A 15,411-nucleotide genomic window follows, 5' to 3' on the forward strand; every position below is an offset into this window, starting at 1 on the left:
CGGTCTGCGGTCCCTACGGCGTCGCCGCCGTCAGCACCACCAGCAGCGGCACCACCCGGGCGCCGGGCACCTCGTAGCGGCCCCGGCCGGTCGTGTGCAGCCAGCCCGCGCCGGTCAGCTGGCGCAGGTGGTGGTAGATCTGGCCGGTGGTGCCGACCGCGTCGAGCGCGGCCAGTTCGGCGACCGTGCGGCGGCCGCCGAGGATCTCGCGGAGCAGGCGCAGCCGTACCGGATGGCCGAGCGCGGCGAGCGAGTCCGCCACCGCCGTCCGGTCGTCCGGTCCGTCCTCGCCCTCCTCTTCGAGGAGGGTGCCGGTGAACGCGCCGTACTGCCACTCGTACTGCTCGCCGGTGGGCAGCCGGACCGCTCCGGTGAAGAGCACTCCCCCGTCGGCCCCGGCCTCCCCGGCCTCGGCGAGCTGCTGTTTCAGCCCGCTCAACGCCCAGAAGTCGCCGTCGCCCAGGCGGGGCGACTCCCGGTCCTGCCGCTCCAGCGCCGTGAGCCGCCTCTCCAGCTCGGCGACCCGCTGCTCCAGGTCCTGCTCCATGCTGCCAACCTTACGTAATTACGTAATTTCCATCAAGAGGGTTCGGGGGAAAGCCGAAGCCCCCGCCCGGATGACCCGGGCGGGGGCTCGAACGACACGCGGGCTCAGGCGAGCAGCGCGGGGATCGTCGCCTCGTGCGCCGTACGGAGCTCGCTCAGCGGGATGCTGAACTCGCCCTGGATCTCGATCTCCTCGCCGTCCACGACACCGATGCGGGCGACGGGCAGACCCCGCGCGCCGCACATGTCGTTGAAGCGGAGCTCCTCGCTGCGCGGGATCGAGACGACCGCGCGCCCCGCCGACTCGGAGAAGAGGAACGTGAACGTGTCCAGGCCGTCCGGCACGACCAGCCGGGCGCCCTTCCCGCCGCGCAGGCAGGACTCCGTGACGGCCTGGATCAGACCGCCGTCGCTCAGGTCGTGCGCGGCGTCGATCATGCCGTCGCGCGAGGCCGAGATGAGGATCTCCGCGAGCAGCTTCTCGCGGCCCAGGTCCACCTTGGGCGGCAGGCCGCCGAGGTGCTGGTGGACGACCTCGGACCAGGCCGAGCCGCCGAACTCCTCGCGGGTGTCGCCCAGCAGGTAGAGGAGCTGGCCCTCTTCCGCGAAGGCGAGGGGCGTGCGCCGGTTCACGTCGTCGATCACACCGAGCACGGCCACGACCGGCGTCGGGTGGATCGCCGTCTCGCCGGTCTGGTTGTACAGCGAGACGTTGCCGCCGGTGACCGGGGTGCCCAGCTCCAGGCAGCCGTCCGCGAGACCGCGCGTGGCCTCCGCGAACTGCCACATGACGTCCGGGTCCTCCGGGGAGCCGAAGTTCAGGCAGTCCGAGATGGCGAGCGGCTTGGCCCCGGACGCGGCGACGTTGCGGTACGACTCCGCCAGCGCGAGCTGCGCGCCCGTGTACGGGTCGAGCTTGGCGTACCGGCCGTTGCCGTCCGTCGCCATGGCCACGCCGAGGTTGGACTCGGCGTCGATGCGGACCATGCCCGCGTCCTCGGGCATCGCCAGCACGGTGTTGCCCTGCACGAACCGGTCGTACTGGTCGGTGATCCACGCCTTGGACGCCTGGTTCGGGGAGGCGACCAGCTGGAGGACCTGCTCGCGCAGCTCGGCGGCGCTCGAAGGCCGGGGCAGCTTGCCGGCGTCGTCCGCCTGGAGCGCGTCCTGCCAGGACGGGCGGGCGAACGGGCGGTGGTAGACCGGGCCGTCGTGGGCGACCGAGCGCGGCGGCACGTCCACGATCTGCTCGCCGTGCCAGAAGATCTCCAGCTGGGAGCCCTCGGTCACCTCACCGATGACGGTGGCGATGACGTCCCACTTCTCGCAGATCTCCAGGAAGCGGTCCACGTGCCGCGGCTCGACGATCGCGCACATGCGCTCCTGCGACTCGCTCATGAGGATCTCCTCGGGCGAGAGGGAGGAGTCGCGCAGCGGCACGGTGTCCAGCTCGACGCGCATACCGCCGGAACCGGCCGATGCCAGCTCGCTGGTGGCGCAGGAGAGCCCGGCGCCGCCGAGGTCCTGGATGCCCGCGACGAGCTTCTCCTTGAAGATCTCCAGGGTGCACTCGATGAGGAGCTTCTCCTGGAACGGGTCGCCGACCTGGACGGCGGGGCGCTTGGCGGGCCCGGTGGACTCGAAGGTCTCCGAGGCCAGCACGGAGACGCCGCCGATGCCGTCGCCGCCGGTGCGGGCGCCGTACAGGATGACCTTGTTGCCGGGGCCCGACGCCTGCGCGAGGTGGATGTCCTCGTGCTTCATCACGCCGATGCAGCCGGCGTTGACCAGCGGGTTGCCCTGGTAGCAGGCGTCGAAGACGACCTCGCCGCCGATGTTGGGCAGGCCCAGGCAGTTGCCGTAGCCGCCGATGCCCGCGACGACGCCCGGCAGGACGCGCTTGGTGTCGGGGTGGTCGGCCGCGCCGAAGCGCAGCGGGTCGACGACCGCGACCGGGCGGGCGCCCATGGCGAGGATGTCGCGGACGATGCCGCCGATGCCGGTGGCCGCGCCCTGGTAGGGCTCGATGTACGAGGGGTGGTTGTGCGACTCGACCTTGAAGGTGACCGCGTACCCCTGGCCGACGTCGACGACGCCCGCGTTCTCCCCGATGCCGACGAGCATCGCGTCGTTGGCGGGGACCTTCTCGCCGAACTGCTTCAGGTGGACCTTGCTGCTCTTGTACGAACAGTGCTCCGACCACATCACCGAGTACATGGCGAGCTCGGCGCCGGTGGGACGGCGGCCCAGGATCTCGCGGATCCGGGCGTACTCGTCCTCCTTGAGGCCGAGCTCCTTCCAGGGCTGCTCGGCCTCCGGGGTCTCGGCCGCGTGCTTGACCGTATCCAGGCTCATGCGTTGACCAGCTTCTTGATGATCGAGGTGAAGAAACCGAGGCCGTCGGTGCGGCCGGTGCCGATGAGCGGCTCCACGGCGTGCTCCGGGTGCGGCATCAGGCCGACGATGTTGCCCGCCGCGTTGGTGATGCCCGCGATGTCGCGGAGCGAGCCGTTGGGGTTGCCGTCCAGGTAGCGGAAGGCGACGCGGCCCTCGGCCTCCAGCTCGTCGAGCGTGTGCTCGTCGGCGGTGTAGCGGCCGTCCATGTTCTTGAGCGGGACCCTGATCTCCTGGCCGGCGCTGTAGTCCGAGGTCCAGGCGGTCTCCGCGTTCTCCACCCGCAGGCGCTGGTCGCGGCAGATGAAGTGCAGGTGGTTGTTGCGCAGCATCGCGCCGGGCAGCAGGTGCGCCTCGGTCAGGATCTGGAAGCCGTTGCAGATGCCGAGGACCGGCATACCGGCCTTCGCCTGCTCGATGAGCGGCTCCATCACCGGCGAGAAGCGCGAGATCGCGCCGGCCCGCAGGTAGTCGCCGTAGGAGAAGCCGCCGGCCAGGACGACCGCGTCGACCTGGTGCAGGTCCTTGTCGCGGTGCCAGAGGGATACGGGCTCCGCGCCCGCGATCCGGACGGCCCGCAGCGCGTCCTGATCGTCGAGGGTGCCGGGAAAAGTGACGACGCCGATACGGGTGGTCACTTCTCCTCCTCCACCTTCACGACGAAGTCCTCGATGACGGTGTTGGCGAGGAAGGTCTCGGCCATCTCGTGAATACGGGCGAGGGCCGCGTCATCGACCGGCCCCTCGACCTCCAGCTCGAAACGCTTTCCCTGACGAACGTCCGCGATTCCCTCAAAGCCGAGACGGGGCAGCGCACGCTGCACCGCCTGTCCCTGCGGGTCGAGGATCTCCGGCTTGAGCATGACGTCGACTACGACGCGTGCCACTGGCACTCCCGGTGTGGTGGTGTGGTGCGGCTGTCTCTCCGGGGGGTTCCCCAGACCCCCGCGGGTCCACTCAGCGTACCTGGCCAAAAATTCTACGCGGGTAGATATCGGACGGAACGGACGCGGCGGCAAGACGCCCCGCGCCCGGCCCGGATCACACCGGGATATCGGCCGCGATGACATGCGGGAAAAGTCCTGGAAAAAAATCACGCCCCGGATTGCGCACGGACACGCGGATGTAATTGGCTGGGCTTCACAATGCGGTGCCCGTCGCTGTACAAATGATTACCGGGGAAAGCGCCATTGCCCCGGGAACACCGGAACAGTCGGCATCGGTCGACCCGTATCCGCCTAACAGCCGGAAGGCCGGCCCATCGGCGCACGCCTGACGCGCCGACGCCGTAGGAAAGGACCGATATCCGTGGCCCAGCGCGTAGTGGTTACGCTCTCCGACGACATCGACGGGGGAACAGCGGCGGAAACGGTCACCTTCGCCCTGGACGGGAAGACGTACGAGATCGATCTCAATCCCGCCAACGCGAAGAAACTGCGGAAGACCCTGGCCCCTTACATGGCGGCCGGCCGAAAGCAGACAAATGCTGGCAAGCACGGCAGGACCCCCGCCGCGTACCACCACACCTCCCTCGCCCCCGACCCGGCGGCCGTCCGCGCCTGGGCCCGCTCGCACCGGATGGAGGTGCCGGCCCGCGGCCGGATCCCGAAGAAGGTGTACGAGGCGTTCGACGCGGCCGAGTGAGGGGCGGGCCGCCGCTTCGGCCGATGGCCGCCGGGGGCCGGCCCGCAGCGGCCCGGACGCTCCGTCAGGCGGTCTGCGTACGAACGCGACCGGGCCCGGGAGGGCCGCCGGAGGGCCCCCTCCCCGGGACCCGCCGGGAGCCGACTTGCGCGACACCCCCGCAGGTCGGCTAGAGTCTGGAGCACGCCGAGGGGCGAGGCCGAAAGGCCGGATCCCGAGCCGCGTGCGGGTGTAGTTCAGTAGTAGAACATCCCCCTTCCAGGGGGAAGGCGCAGTGTGCAATTCCTGTCACCCGCTCTGCACGACTCTCCAGACCACTCCGTTGGATCAGGTAGAGTAGTGCTCGCTCCACCGGTGAAAGCCGAGTGGCTGCACTGCGGACGTAGCTCAGTTGGTAGAGCGCAACCTTGCCAAGGTTGAGGTCGCCAGTTCGAACCTGGTCGTCCGCTCCACAGAGACAAAGGCCCTGACCTCATCGGTCAGGGCCTTTGTCGTTCCTCCGGTTTCCCTCTGATGACGTTTGTCATGAGCAGTGATGACAGCGCGCACTGCTCACGGGCCCGGTCCGGCGGAAACCTTGAAGCATGACCAGCGACGACATTCTCAGCGACCGGCCGAACGGGACCGGCGGCACGACCGACGCGGAGACGGTGATCGCGGCGGACGGGGTTCGCCGCAGCTACAAGGACGGCTTCGAAGCCGTCTCCGGAGTCTCCTTCTCCGTGGCCCGGGGCGAGCTGTTCGCCCTCCTCGGGACGAACGGCGCGGGCAAGACCTCCACCGTGGAGCTGCTCGAAGGACTGGCGCTCCCCACCTCCGGGACCGTCGAGGTCCTCGGCCACGACCCGTACCGCGAACGCGCCGCCGTCCGGCCCCGGACCGGGGTGATGCTCCAGGAGGGCGGCTTCCCGTCCGACCTCACGGTGATGGAGACCGCGCGCATGTGGTCGGCGTGCACCACCGGCGCACGCCCCGCCGCCGAGGCCCTGGAGATGGTCGGCCTCACGAGCCGCACCGGGGTGCGGGTCAAGCAGTTGTCCGGCGGGGAGAAGCGGCGGCTGGACCTGGCGCTGGCCCTGACCTCGCGGCCCGAGGTGCTGTTCCTGGACGAGCCGACGACGGGGCTGGACGCCGAAGGGCGGCGCGACACCTGGGACCTGATCCGGGCGCTCCGGCAGGACGGCACGACCGTACTGCTGACCACGCACTACCTGGAGGAGGCCGAGGCGCTCGCGGACCGGCTGGCGATCATGCACCAGGGGCAGATCGTCACGTCCGGGACGACCGCCGAGGTCACCGCGTCGCAGCCCGCCAGGATCCGGTTCACGCTGCCCGACAACGTACCGGCAGGACGCCTTCCGCTCTCGCTGCGGGCGGGTGCGGAGGGGCAGCGGGTGGAGATCCGTACCGCCACGCTCCAGGAGTCCTTGCACGAACTGCTGGGCTGGGCGGGCGAGTCGGGCGTGCGGCTGCTCGGGCTCGACGCGCGTTCCGCCTCCCTGGAGGAGGCGTTCCTCCAGATCGCGAACACGCAGCTCCGCTCCCGGGCCGACGACCCGCGGCGGGCGGGGGCCCCGTCCATGAACGAGACGAAGAAGAAGGTGACGGCATGACCACGCCCACCGTCCTCGCGGACGACCGCACGGCCCCCGGCCGCGCCCCCTCCTCATCCCCCTCCAAGGCGTCCGCCTCCGCACGGCGGCTCACCGCCCTCGCCCGCGCCGAGCTGATCCTCCTGGTCCGCAACCGGACCGCGATCTTCGTGGCCCTGGTGCTGCCGGTCGCGATGATCTTCTCGATCCGGGCCTCGCTCCAGCAGATCGACCTGGCCGGCACCGGCCTCTCCATCGCGGGGGCCGCCCTCACCGGCGGTATCGGCATCGTGCTGGTCCAGGTCGTCTACATGACCCTCGTCACCGGTTACGTCACCCGGCGCGAGGAGCTCGTCCTCAAGCGGCTGCGCACCGGCGAGGTCACCGACCGCGAGATCCTGACCGCCAACGCGCTGCCCGCCGTCGCGCTGGCGCTCCTCCAGGTGGTGCTGCTGGTCGTGGCCGGCGCGATCGCCTTCGACCTGAGCGCGCCGAAGCGCCCGGAGCTGTTCCTGGCGGGTCTGGCCGTGGGCCTCGTGATGATGTCCGGCCTCGCGGCCGCGACCTCGGCGGTGACGCGGACGGTCCAGAGCTCGCAGCTCACCACCTTGCCGCTGTTCTTCGTCTCGCTCTTCGGCTCCGGAATCTTCGTTCCGCTGGAGGTGTTCCCGGACCGGCTGGCGTCGGTGCTGGAGCTGCTGCCGCTGACCGGTGTGATGACGCTGATCCGGCACGGCTGGCTGGGCGGTGTGGAGGGCGGCGACCTGCTCACGGCCACTGTGGCGGCGCTGGCATGGACCGCCTTCGCGGTGTTTGCTGTGCAGCGGTGGTTCCGCTGGGACCCGCGCGGCTGAGCACGGGGCCCCGGCCGGGGGCCGGGACGCTTCCCCCTCCGCCACGTGGATGACATGAAGGAGCTGGACGAGGTGATCGCGCGAGTACGGGGCTGGCGGCGCGGCTGGCAGGAGCGGACCAAGCTTCAGCGCATCGACCTCTACACGCGGGTCACGCTCTGCACGCTCCCCTGGGTCTTCCTCCTGAGCTGGGGCCTGATGCCGCTCGGCGGGACGCTGGAACACGGCTCGGCGTCGGTGTCCCTGGCCGCGGCGTTCTTCGCCGTGAACGTCGTCCAGTGCGTGGTGAGCAACCGCAATGTGGGGCCCGCCTTCGCCCACTACCGGAGGGTGGAGCTCTTCCCGACGCGGCGGCTGCGGCTGCCCGCCGTGCTGCTGGCGGTGCAGACCGGTCTGCTCGTCGCCCTCTCGGCGGTGGGCGGCATCGAGGAGCCGGGGCTCGCCCTGCTGGTGCTGGACCTTCCCCTGGCGTTCACCACGCCCTACGTGCTCCTCGTCCCCGTCCGGAGGTACCTGCTCCAGTGCGCGGCCTACTCGGTGGGGGTCGTGGCGCTGCTGGCGGCGGTCGGAGGGCCCGGCGGCCGGCTGTTCGGGGCCGCCCTGTCGCTGGTCGTCGTCACCCTGCTGGTGCTCGTGTCCGCCCGGCCGAGCGCCTGGAGCCTGAACGTGATGTGGCAGGCCGAGGAGGCGCGGGACACGCAGGCCCGGCTGGCGGTGGCGGAGGAGCGGCTCCGGTTCGGCCGGGACATGCACGACGTGCTGGGCCGGAACCTGGCGGTGATCGCGCTGAAGAGCGAGCTGGCCGTGGAGCTGGCCCAGCGGGGGAACGCGGCGGCGGTGGACCAGATGGTGGAGGTGCAGAGGATCGCCCGCGCCTCGCAGCAGGAGGTCCGCGATGTCGTACGGGGCTACCGCGAGGCCGACCTCCCCACCGAACTCATGGGCTCCAAGGGCGTGTTGGAGGCCGCCGGAATCACCTGCACCGTGGTGGGCGCCGATGGCCCGGCGGGGATCGGGGCGCCCCTCGCGGTGCAGGCCGCCCTGGGTTGGGTGGTCCGCGAGGCGGCGACGAACATCCTGCGCCACGGCGACCCCCAGCACTGCGTCATCCGGCTCACCAGCACGGCGGACGCGGTGGTGCTGGAGGTCGAGAACGACGGGGCCGCCGGTGCGCCGGAGACCATCGGCCCGGGCCCGGGCGGCGGTTCCGGTCTGGCCGGGCTGCGCGAACGGCTCGCCGCGCTGGGCGGGACGCTGGAGGCCGGGGCGGCCGGGGACGATCTGTTCCGGGTGACGGCGACGGTTCCGTTGACGACGCCCCGTAACAGCCCTTCCCCCGCCGGCCACTCCCGCTCCATCTCTCCGGAGGAACGATGACCACCGAAGGTCCCGGCCGGCCCCTGCGGGTGCTGCTCGCCGACGACGAGCACCTGATCCGGGGCGCGTTGGCCGCGCTGCTCGCCCTGGAGGACGACCTCGTGGTGGTCGCGGAGGCGGCGAGCGGTCCCGAGGCGCTCGCGATGGCCCTGGCGCACCGGCCCGACGTCGCCGTCCTCGACCTCCAGATGCCGGGCGCGGACGGTGTGAAGGTCGCCACATCGATCCGCGGCGAACTGCCCGGCTGCCGCACCATGATCGTGACCAGCCACGGCCGCCCCGGGCATCTGAAGCGGGCGCTGGCCGCCGGCGTACGGGGGTTCGTGCCCAAGACCGTCAGCGCCCGGCAGCTCGCCGAGATCATCCGTACCGTCCACGCCGGAAACCGTTACGTGGACCCCGAATTGGCGGCCGACGCCATCGCCGCCGGGGACTCCCCGCTGACCGCCAGGGAGGCCGAGGTGCTGGAACTGGCGGCGGACGGGGCGCCGGTGGCGGAGATCGCGGAGCGGGCCTCGCTCTCGCAGGGCACCGTCCGCAACTACCTCTCGTCGGCCGCGTCCAAGATCGGAGCGGAGAACCGGCATACGGCGGTGCGTCTCGCGCGCGAGCGGGGTTGGGTATAGTAGGCACCGCGCTTCGGCGCACTGCGGACGTAGCTCAGTTGGTAGAGCGCAACCTTGCCAAGGTTGAGGTCGCCAGTTCGAACCTGGTCGTCCGCTCCACAGAACAGAAGGCCCCGGTCCTCATGGACCGGGGCCTTCTGCGTATCCGCTGCTATCCGCCCGTGCCTACCAGCCGCTGCCGGTCAGCACCTCGTACGCCTCGATGTACTTGGCGCGGGTCGCCTCCACGATCTCCTGCGGCAGCGCCGGCGGCGGCTGCTCGCTCGCGCGGTCCCAGCCGGAGGCCGGCGAGGTCAGCCAGTCGCGGACGAACTGCTTGTCGTACGAAGGCTGCGCGCGGCCCGGCTTCCAGGTGGCGGCCGGCCAGAAGCGCGAGGAGTCCGGGGTCAGCACCTCGTCGGCGATGATCAGCCGCTCGCCGCCGTCGCCCTCGTCGGGCCTCTCGAAGCCGAACTCCAACTTCGTGTCGGCCAGGATGATCCCGCGCTGGTGGGCGATGTCCCGGGCCCGGCGGTAGACGTCGAGCGTCGTCTGCCGCAGCTGCGCGGCCGTCTCCACGCCGACCTCCCGGGCGACCTCCTCGTAGCTCACGTTCTCGTCGTGGTCGCCCACGGCCGCCTTGGTGGCCGGGGTGAAGATCGGGCCGGGCAGCTCGGAGCCGTCGACCAGGCCCTCGGGGAGGCCGATGCCGCAGACCGTGCGGGAGGCGTTGTACTCGACGAGCCCCGAGCCGGTCAGGAAGCCGCGGGCCACGCACTCGACCTGGACCATCCGCAGGGACGTGCAGACGAGGGTGCGACCGGCCCAGTCCGCCGGGGCGCCGGGCGGCAGTTCGGTGGAGATGACGTGGTTCGGCACGAGGTCGGCGAGCTGGTCGAACCACCAGAGCGAGAGCTTGGTGAGGACGCGGCCCTTGTCGGGGATCTCCGAGGGCAGGACCCAGTCGTACGCGGAGATACGGTCGCTGGCGACCATGACGAGGTCGCCCGCCTCGTTCCGGTACAGCTCACGCACCTTGCCAGTGTGCAGGTGGGTGAGGCCCGGGACCTGCACGGGCTCGGGCTTTTCTACAAAACCGGACACGACGCCTCCGCGTAGATTGATCCAGGAGCGGTTCCGATTGTCCCGTATCGGCGCGGCCGTGTGCGCGCGGGGCACCCCGGGCCGTCAGTCGCGCTTGCAGATCCGGTCGAGGAGGTTGGCCGTGGCCTGCTGGATCCGGGGGTCGGCGTGGCCGGGGCGGTCCAGGGCCGGGGACCAGGCGAAGGTGCCGGAGGCGAAGACGAGCGCGCCGGAGGGGGCCTGGTAGAGCGAGGTCTCCTGGTGGCGGGTGGCGCCCTCGAAGTCCTGGTACGGGGAGTGGGCGAGCAGGATCCGGTTGTCGTGCTCGGGCAGGCTCGTGCGGGGGAAGTAGCGGTCGGCCTCCCCGGCGACCAGGCCCCCGATCTCGTCGCCCTCGACCGCGCCGGTGGCGTCCCAGAGCCAGTGCTCGGCGTTGCGCACGACCAGGGGGTGGGGTTCGGGGACGCGGCCCGCGTACTGGATGCCCAGGAGCTGCTGTTCCGGCCGGTCGACCTCGCGCCACAGGGCCGACTTCCCCGGGCCCCGGCGCTTGCGGCAGGTCAGCAGGCGGTCCGGGATGCCGGAGGCCGAGGGGGCCAGGCCCACCTGCCAGTACATGGTGTTGGCGGAGAGGAAGACGAGCGAGGTGCCGGAGTCGCGGGCGCGCTCGGCGGCCCGGCGCATGGGCAGCGACCAGTACTCATCGTGGCCGGGGAAGACCAGGCCCCGGTAGCGGCTGGGGTCGACGCGGCCCGCGTGCAGGTCGCGGGCGTCGGCGTAGGCGAGGTCGTAGCCGTACCGCTCGGCCCAGCGGATGAAGTCGTACGCGTGCCCGACGTGCAGGGGCAGGCCGGCTCCGGCGTACGGGCGGTCGAAGGAGATCGTGACGGCGGCGTCCTCCTCGCCGAGCAGCCGCCCCCGCTCGTCCCACGCGTGGTAGAGGCTGGCGCCGGTGCGGCCGTCCTCCGGATAGAGGTTGTACGCCTGCCAGGTGATGTCGGGCAGCAGGAGCAGCAGGTCGGCGGGGTGGTCGTGGCGCACGGTGAACGGGATGTGCGAGCGGTAGCCGCCGGCGGTGGTCAGGACGGCCACATACGCGCCGACCGACCAGTAGCTCGGGATCTGGAGCCGCCAGGACATCCACCAGTGGTGGCAGGAGACGGTGCGGTCGGCGGCGAGGGGGGCGGGCTGGACGATGCCGGAGAGGCGCGGGCTCGTGGTGATCTTGGCCGCGCCGTCGCCGCCGTAATGACCGATCCGGTAGACGTCGACGGAGAACTGCTGGGGCGGGTCGACGGTGATGTGGAAGTCGATGGCCTCGCCCGGGGCCGCCGCCCCCGGCGAGGCGAAGCCCTTGATCTGCCGGCTCACGTCGTCGGCAGTGCGGGTGCCGCCGCCGGCGCTCCGGCCGAGCTCCGGGTCCGCGTACCAGGGCACGACCTGGCCGGTGTCGTCGAAGTAGTTCTCACTGCCGCGCAGCCAGGGCAGCGGGCCCTGCCCGAACGGGTCGCTCACCGCATGCGCGAGGGCGCCCGACTCCCATCGGCGAATCTGCTCCGCCCCCATGCCGCGCCCCTCCCTCAGGTCCCCCGGACAACTCCGGCGCGCTCGATGACAGCGCCGATCCCCAGCACATCACATAACGCACGCACTCCGTCACCCTTCGTCGTGAATTGACGGGAACGGAACCTTCCTTTCCGGTTTCAGGGTTCCGGCCGTACGGGTCCGGGGGCGCGGTCACAGGTCCCCGTCCCGGCCCTGGCCCCGGCCCGTACAGGCCCGGGTCGCGCTCACACCAGGCGTACCGGCTTGTCGGAGCGGACGCCCACCTCGGCCAGCCAGGAACGCAGCGGGTCCGGGTCGCCGTCCTCGACCAGGCTGAGGACCGGGGTGGCGAGATCCGCCCGCCGCTCGCCGTCGACGAGCAGCGCGGGGCCGTCCAGCCAGTCGAGGCCGGGGGCCGCGCCCGCCGTGTCCACGGCCGCGCAGCAGACCATCGCCGCGACGTGGTCGGCCAGCAGCTCCGTCCCCGTACGCGGCGGCTGGAGGGGGAACAGGGGCAGCGGGTCGGGGCCCCAGAGGTCCAGGGCGTCCGGGCCCGCCCCGGCCGCCGTGTGCGGCGCGGGACCGGGAGCCGGGGCCTGCGCGTCCTCACGGGCGACCGCCGCGCCGATGCCCGCGGCGAGCTCGTCGCCGGCGCCTCCGGGTCCGGCCAGGTGCTCCATGACCCGGGCCAGGGTGGGGACCGCCGGATCGGCCGCGGACGCCGGGGGCACCCCCATGGCGTCGAGCACCCGGTGCAGCCGGGCCGCCTCCGTACGCCACTTGCGGTCCACGACCTCTTCCGGATACCGCTGCCAGTCCACCGGGGCCCAGCCGGGACCGCTCTCCGCCGGGCCGCCGTGGAAGAGCCGGGCGGCCAGGAGCGAGGTGGCCTCGTCGGCGAGGCCGGGCTCTTCGAGCAGGTCGCACGCGGGGCGCTCGCCGAGCCGGGAGGCGTAACCGTCGGCCAGCCGGTCCCGGCGCGAGAGCTCGGTGAGGGCGGAGACCACCCCGGCGTCCAGCCGGGAGGGCCAGCGGCCCATCCGCCAGGCGGGCAGCGCGACCCGGGTCAGCAGCCGGTCCCAGCCCGCGTAGGCGAGGCCGACCTGCTCCTGGGCGGCGATGCGGAGCGGGTAGTCGACGCTCTGGGCGCGCATGGAGGCCGTGGCCGCCACGCACCGCTCCATCTCGGCGGCGTGCTCCCGGCAGGCGCGCAGCAGCAGCCGGGCGATCCAGCCGGCGAAGGCGGCCGGCGCGCCGCGCACCGCTCCCCGGCCGGGCGCAGCACCATCGGCGACGGCGGCGTCCAGCGCGCGCACGAAGCGCCGGGCGGCGGCTATGTCGGGGTGCGCGGACGAGCCGGTGCCCGCCACGACGGGGGCGAGCACGGCGCGGAGCTCGGCGACCCGCATCCACCAGAGGAACGGCGAACCGATCACCAGGACGGGGGCGGCGTCCTTCAGCTCACGCCCGGCGCTGTCCCGGCCCGTGCCCTCGTCCCCTTCGGCCTCACGGTCCTTGCTCCCCCGCCGGGCCTTCCGGTGGGCGCGGTGCGTACGGTCCTCCAGCCAGCTGTCGCAGTCCGGGGTCAGCGCTATGGCCGAGGGCGCCGGGACGTCGAGCCGGTCGGCCAGGTCCCGCACCAGCCGGTAGAGATCGGGGGCCCCTTCCTCCGCCACGGGAACGGTCGGGCTCACCGCCGGCCGCGCCCGCGCCACGGAGGCCGCCACCACGGCGGCCACCAGCAGCACCGCGACGGCGACACCGGCCACCGCCCAGCGCACGCCGTCCCAGACCTGCCCGCCGAGATGTCCCTGAGCGACCGCGCCGAACAGCACGATCGCGACGGCCGCAGGCGTGATCACCACGGCCAGCGCCCTGCTGCGGATCCGCAGCAGGGCGAGCGCTCGGGCCTGTGCGGCCCGCGCACCCAGCTCCTCACCCACATCGATATCGGACACGGCCGGATGTCACCCCCTCTGCCCCGCGACGGTTGCTCACTCCCCCACTGTGGCACCCGTCACTGACACCGCAATGCCGGTGGGCCAAGTGCCGGAACGCCTGCGCCGCACCCTAGTTGGGGCCTCGGCGGGCGTCATCCGTCTGGCCCAGTCGTCACCCGATGGAATGGCTTTGGGCAAAGCTGCTGACGTGTCCGCATCCGTAGGGCAGGGGCCTGGTCCCTGGGCACGTCATACGACAGCCCCTCCCGTCTGCCCCGCGTACGCCGGTGGCGTACGCGGGGCAGACGGGAGGGGCTGCTTGTGATGCCGAGTGGGTGGCCGGATCAGCCTTCGGCGGCCTTCAGGGCGATGTCGGTCCGGTGCTGGGAGCCGTCGAGGCGGATGCGCCCGAGTGCGGTGTAGGCGCGCTCACGGGCCACCGCGAGGTCCTTGCCGGTCGCGGTCACCGAGAGGACCCGGCCGCCCGCGCTGACGACCGCGTCGCCCTCGGCGCGGGTCCCGGCGTGCAGGACGTACGCGTCGGGGGCATCCTGCGCCGCGACGTCCGCGAGCCCGTCGATCGGGTCGCCGGTGCGCGGGGTGTCCGGGTAGTTGTGCGAGGCGATCACGACGGTGACCGCCGCGTCGTCGCGCCACTTCAGCGGCGGGAACACGTCCAGGGCGCCGTTGGCGGAGGCGAGCAGGACGCCGGCCAGCGGCGTGCGGAGCCGGGCCAGCACGACCTGGGTCTCCGGGTCGCCGAAGCGGGCGTTGAACTCGATGACCCGCACCCCGCGCGAGGTGATCGCGAGACCCGCGTACAGGAGTCCGGAGAAGGGCGTGCCCCGGCGGCGCAGCTCGTCCACGGTCGGCTGGAGAACCGTTTCGAGGACCTCGTCGACCAGCTTGGGGTCGGCCCACGGGAGCGGCGAGTAGGCGCCCATGCCGCCGGTGTTCGGGCCCTCGTCGCCGTCCAGGGCGCGCTTGAAGTCCTGGGCGGGCTGGAGCGGCAGCACGGTGGTGCCGTCCGTGATGGCGAAGAGGCTGACCTCGGGGCCGTCGAGGAACTCCTCGATGACCACGCGGTCGCAGGAGAGCGCGTGGTCGCGGGCGGCGGCGAGGTCGTCGGTGACGACGACGCCCTTGCCCGCCGCGAGTCCGTCGTCCTTGACGACGTACGGAGCGCCGAAGGCGTCGAGGGCCTCGTCGATCTCCGCGGGGGTGGTGCAGACGTAGCTGCGGGCGGTGGGGACGCCGGCCCCGGCCATGACGTCCTTGGCGAACGCCTTGGAGCCTTCCAGCCGGGCCGCCTCGCCGGAGGGGCCGAAGCACGGGATGCCGGCCGCGCGCACGGCGTCGGCGACCCCGGCGACGAGCGGCGCCTCCGGGCCGACGACCACCAGCCCGGCGCCGAGCTCGGTCGCGAGGCGCGCGACGGCGTCACCGTCGAGCGCGTCGACCGGGTGCAGTTCGGCCACCTCTGCGATGCCGGCGTTGCCGGGGGCGCAGTACAGAGCGGTGACATCGGGGTCGAGGGACAGAGAGCGGCACAGGGCGTGTTCGCGGGCGCCGCCGCCGATGACGAGGACCTTCACGGGGTGCAGCCTAGCCGCCGGGGCCGAGGGACCCGGACGGCCGCCGGTCCGTGGACGGCTCCACGGACGGCCGCCGGTCCGTGGACGGCTCCACCGGGCGGGGGCGGACCGGGTCGCCCCGCCGGGGCAGGTCACCTCTCTCCCGCTGGTGCTCCCTCTGCTCCGTCCGCTACCTCTGCTACGTCCGCTACCTCTGCTCGTTGCGGCTTCACCGGTGCGAGGAGATCAGTCCGTCGC

General features: G+C 72.4%; 13 protein-coding genes and 3 tRNA genes. 8 read left to right on the forward strand and 8 right to left on the reverse strand.

All coding sequences use genetic code 11. From position 1 onward, the window contains the following. Nucleotides 1-13: 13 nt before the first annotated feature. From ACLJPL_RS15700 to purS, 4 genes are all read right to left on the reverse strand, one after another. Nucleotides 14-547, reverse strand: a complete 534-nt coding sequence (locus ACLJPL_RS15700) for an ArsR/SmtB family transcription factor (protein WP_411081457.1) — start codon at nt 545-547, stop codon at nt 14-16. A 104-nt stretch (nt 548-651) separates the two neighbouring features. Beyond that, nucleotides 652-2,901, reverse strand: coding sequence for a phosphoribosylformylglycinamidine synthase subunit PurL (purL, locus tag ACLJPL_RS15705; RefSeq protein WP_411081458.1), 2,250 nt, complete (start codon nt 2,899-2,901; stop codon nt 652-654). Continuing rightward, the gene (gene purQ, locus ACLJPL_RS15710) at nt 2,898-3,578 is read right to left on the reverse strand and encodes a phosphoribosylformylglycinamidine synthase subunit PurQ (RefSeq protein ID WP_411081459.1); all 681 of its coding nucleotides are present in this window, start codon (nt 3,576-3,578) and stop codon (nt 2,898-2,900) included. Before purQ ends, purL begins: the two co-directional genes overlap by 4 nt. After that, nucleotides 3,575-3,826, reverse strand: a complete 252-nt coding sequence (gene purS, locus ACLJPL_RS15715; RefSeq protein ID WP_411081460.1) for a phosphoribosylformylglycinamidine synthase subunit PurS — start codon at nt 3,824-3,826, stop codon at nt 3,575-3,577. The genes purQ and purS overlap by 4 nt, the downstream gene beginning before the upstream one ends. A gap of 421 nt (nt 3,827-4,247) precedes the next feature. Here purS and ACLJPL_RS15720 point away from each other — a divergent pair, with 421 nt between their 5' ends. The 8 genes from ACLJPL_RS15720 to ACLJPL_RS15755 all read left to right on the forward strand — a co-directional run bounded on the left by ACLJPL_RS15720 (nt 4,248) and on the right by ACLJPL_RS15755 (nt 9,131). Next, nucleotides 4,248-4,583: a histone-like nucleoid-structuring protein Lsr2 gene (locus tag ACLJPL_RS15720; protein WP_411081461.1), complete on the forward strand. Its 336-nt coding sequence runs from the start codon at nt 4,248-4,250 to the stop codon at nt 4,581-4,583. Nucleotides 4,584-4,808: 225 nt separating this feature from the next. Then, a tRNA-Gly gene (locus ACLJPL_RS15725) sits at nt 4,809-4,880 on the forward strand. Nucleotides 4,881-4,959: 79 nt separating this feature from the next. Further along, nucleotides 4,960-5,035, forward strand: a tRNA-Gly gene (locus tag ACLJPL_RS15730). A gap of 132 nt (nt 5,036-5,167) precedes the next feature. After that, nucleotides 5,168-6,196, forward strand: coding sequence for an ABC transporter ATP-binding protein (locus ACLJPL_RS15735; protein WP_411081462.1), 1,029 nt, complete (start codon nt 5,168-5,170; stop codon nt 6,194-6,196). Further along, a complete protein-coding gene (locus ACLJPL_RS15740) occupies nt 6,193-7,029 on the forward strand; it encodes an ABC transporter permease (RefSeq protein ID WP_411081463.1) in 837 nt (278 codons plus the stop codon). The genes ACLJPL_RS15735 and ACLJPL_RS15740 overlap by 4 nt, the downstream gene beginning before the upstream one ends. 54 nt (nt 7,030-7,083) lie before the next feature. After that, on the forward strand, nt 7,084-8,406 hold the full coding sequence (locus ACLJPL_RS15745) for a sensor histidine kinase (protein ID WP_411081773.1): 1,323 nt from the start codon (nt 7,084-7,086) through the stop codon (nt 8,404-8,406). Beyond that, nucleotides 8,403-9,032 (forward strand): response regulator, encoded by a 630-nt coding sequence (locus ACLJPL_RS15750; RefSeq protein ID WP_411081464.1) that lies wholly within the window; start codon nt 8,403-8,405, stop codon nt 9,030-9,032. Before ACLJPL_RS15745 ends, ACLJPL_RS15750 begins: the two co-directional genes overlap by 4 nt. A 23-nt stretch (nt 9,033-9,055) precedes the next feature. Further along, nucleotides 9,056-9,131, forward strand: a tRNA-Gly gene (locus tag ACLJPL_RS15755). A gap of 66 nt (nt 9,132-9,197) precedes the next feature. On the opposite strand, the gene ACLJPL_RS15760 is transcribed toward ACLJPL_RS15755, so the two are convergent. From ACLJPL_RS15760 to purD, 4 genes are all read right to left on the reverse strand, one after another. After that, entirely contained in the window at nt 9,198-10,115 is a 918-nt protein-coding gene (locus ACLJPL_RS15760; protein ID WP_411081465.1) for a phosphoribosylaminoimidazolesuccinocarboxamide synthase, read from the reverse strand. 84 nt (nt 10,116-10,199) lie between these two features. Then, nucleotides 10,200-11,660 (reverse strand): N,N-dimethylformamidase beta subunit family domain-containing protein, encoded by a 1,461-nt coding sequence (locus ACLJPL_RS15765; protein WP_411081466.1) that lies wholly within the window; start codon nt 11,658-11,660, stop codon nt 10,200-10,202. Nucleotides 11,661-11,884: 224 nt separating this feature from the next. Beyond that, complete coding sequence (locus ACLJPL_RS15770; RefSeq protein ID WP_411081467.1) at nt 11,885-13,597, reverse strand: hypothetical protein; 1,713 nt, start codon at nt 13,595-13,597, stop codon at nt 11,885-11,887. A 326-nt stretch (nt 13,598-13,923) separates the two neighbouring features. After that, nucleotides 13,924-15,174 carry a phosphoribosylamine--glycine ligase gene (purD, locus tag ACLJPL_RS15775; RefSeq protein ID WP_411081468.1) on the reverse strand — a complete coding sequence of 417 codons (1,251 nt, stop codon included), beginning with the start codon at nt 15,172-15,174 and terminating at the stop codon, nt 13,924-13,926. Between the last annotated feature and the right edge of the window lie 237 nt (nt 15,175-15,411).

This window comes from Streptomyces sp. cmx-18-6 (genome assembly GCF_046548915.1).
In the GTDB taxonomy this organism is placed as follows: domain Bacteria; phylum Actinomycetota; class Actinomycetes; order Streptomycetales; family Streptomycetaceae; genus Streptomyces.

Coding starts and splice junctions, on each gene's coding strand:
- ACLJPL_RS15700 (WP_411081457.1), bottom strand. CDS start 547: ATGGAGCAGGACCTGGAGCAGCGGGTCGCCGAGCTGGAGAGGCGGCTC.
- purL (WP_411081458.1), bottom strand. CDS start 2,901: ATGAGCCTGGATACGGTCAAGCACGCGGCCGAGACCCCGGAGGCCGAG.
- ACLJPL_RS15735 (WP_411081462.1), top strand. CDS start 5,168: ATGACCAGCGACGACATTCTCAGCGACCGGCCGAACGGGACCGGCGGC.
- ACLJPL_RS15740 (WP_411081463.1), top strand. CDS start 6,193: ATGACCACGCCCACCGTCCTCGCGGACGACCGCACGGCCCCCGGCCGC.
- ACLJPL_RS15745 (WP_411081773.1), top strand. CDS start 7,084: ATGAAGGAGCTGGACGAGGTGATCGCGCGAGTACGGGGCTGGCGGCGC.
- ACLJPL_RS15750 (WP_411081464.1), top strand. CDS start 8,403: ATGACCACCGAAGGTCCCGGCCGGCCCCTGCGGGTGCTGCTCGCCGAC.
- ACLJPL_RS15765 (WP_411081466.1), bottom strand. CDS start 11,660: ATGGGGGCGGAGCAGATTCGCCGATGGGAGTCGGGCGCCCTCGCGCAT.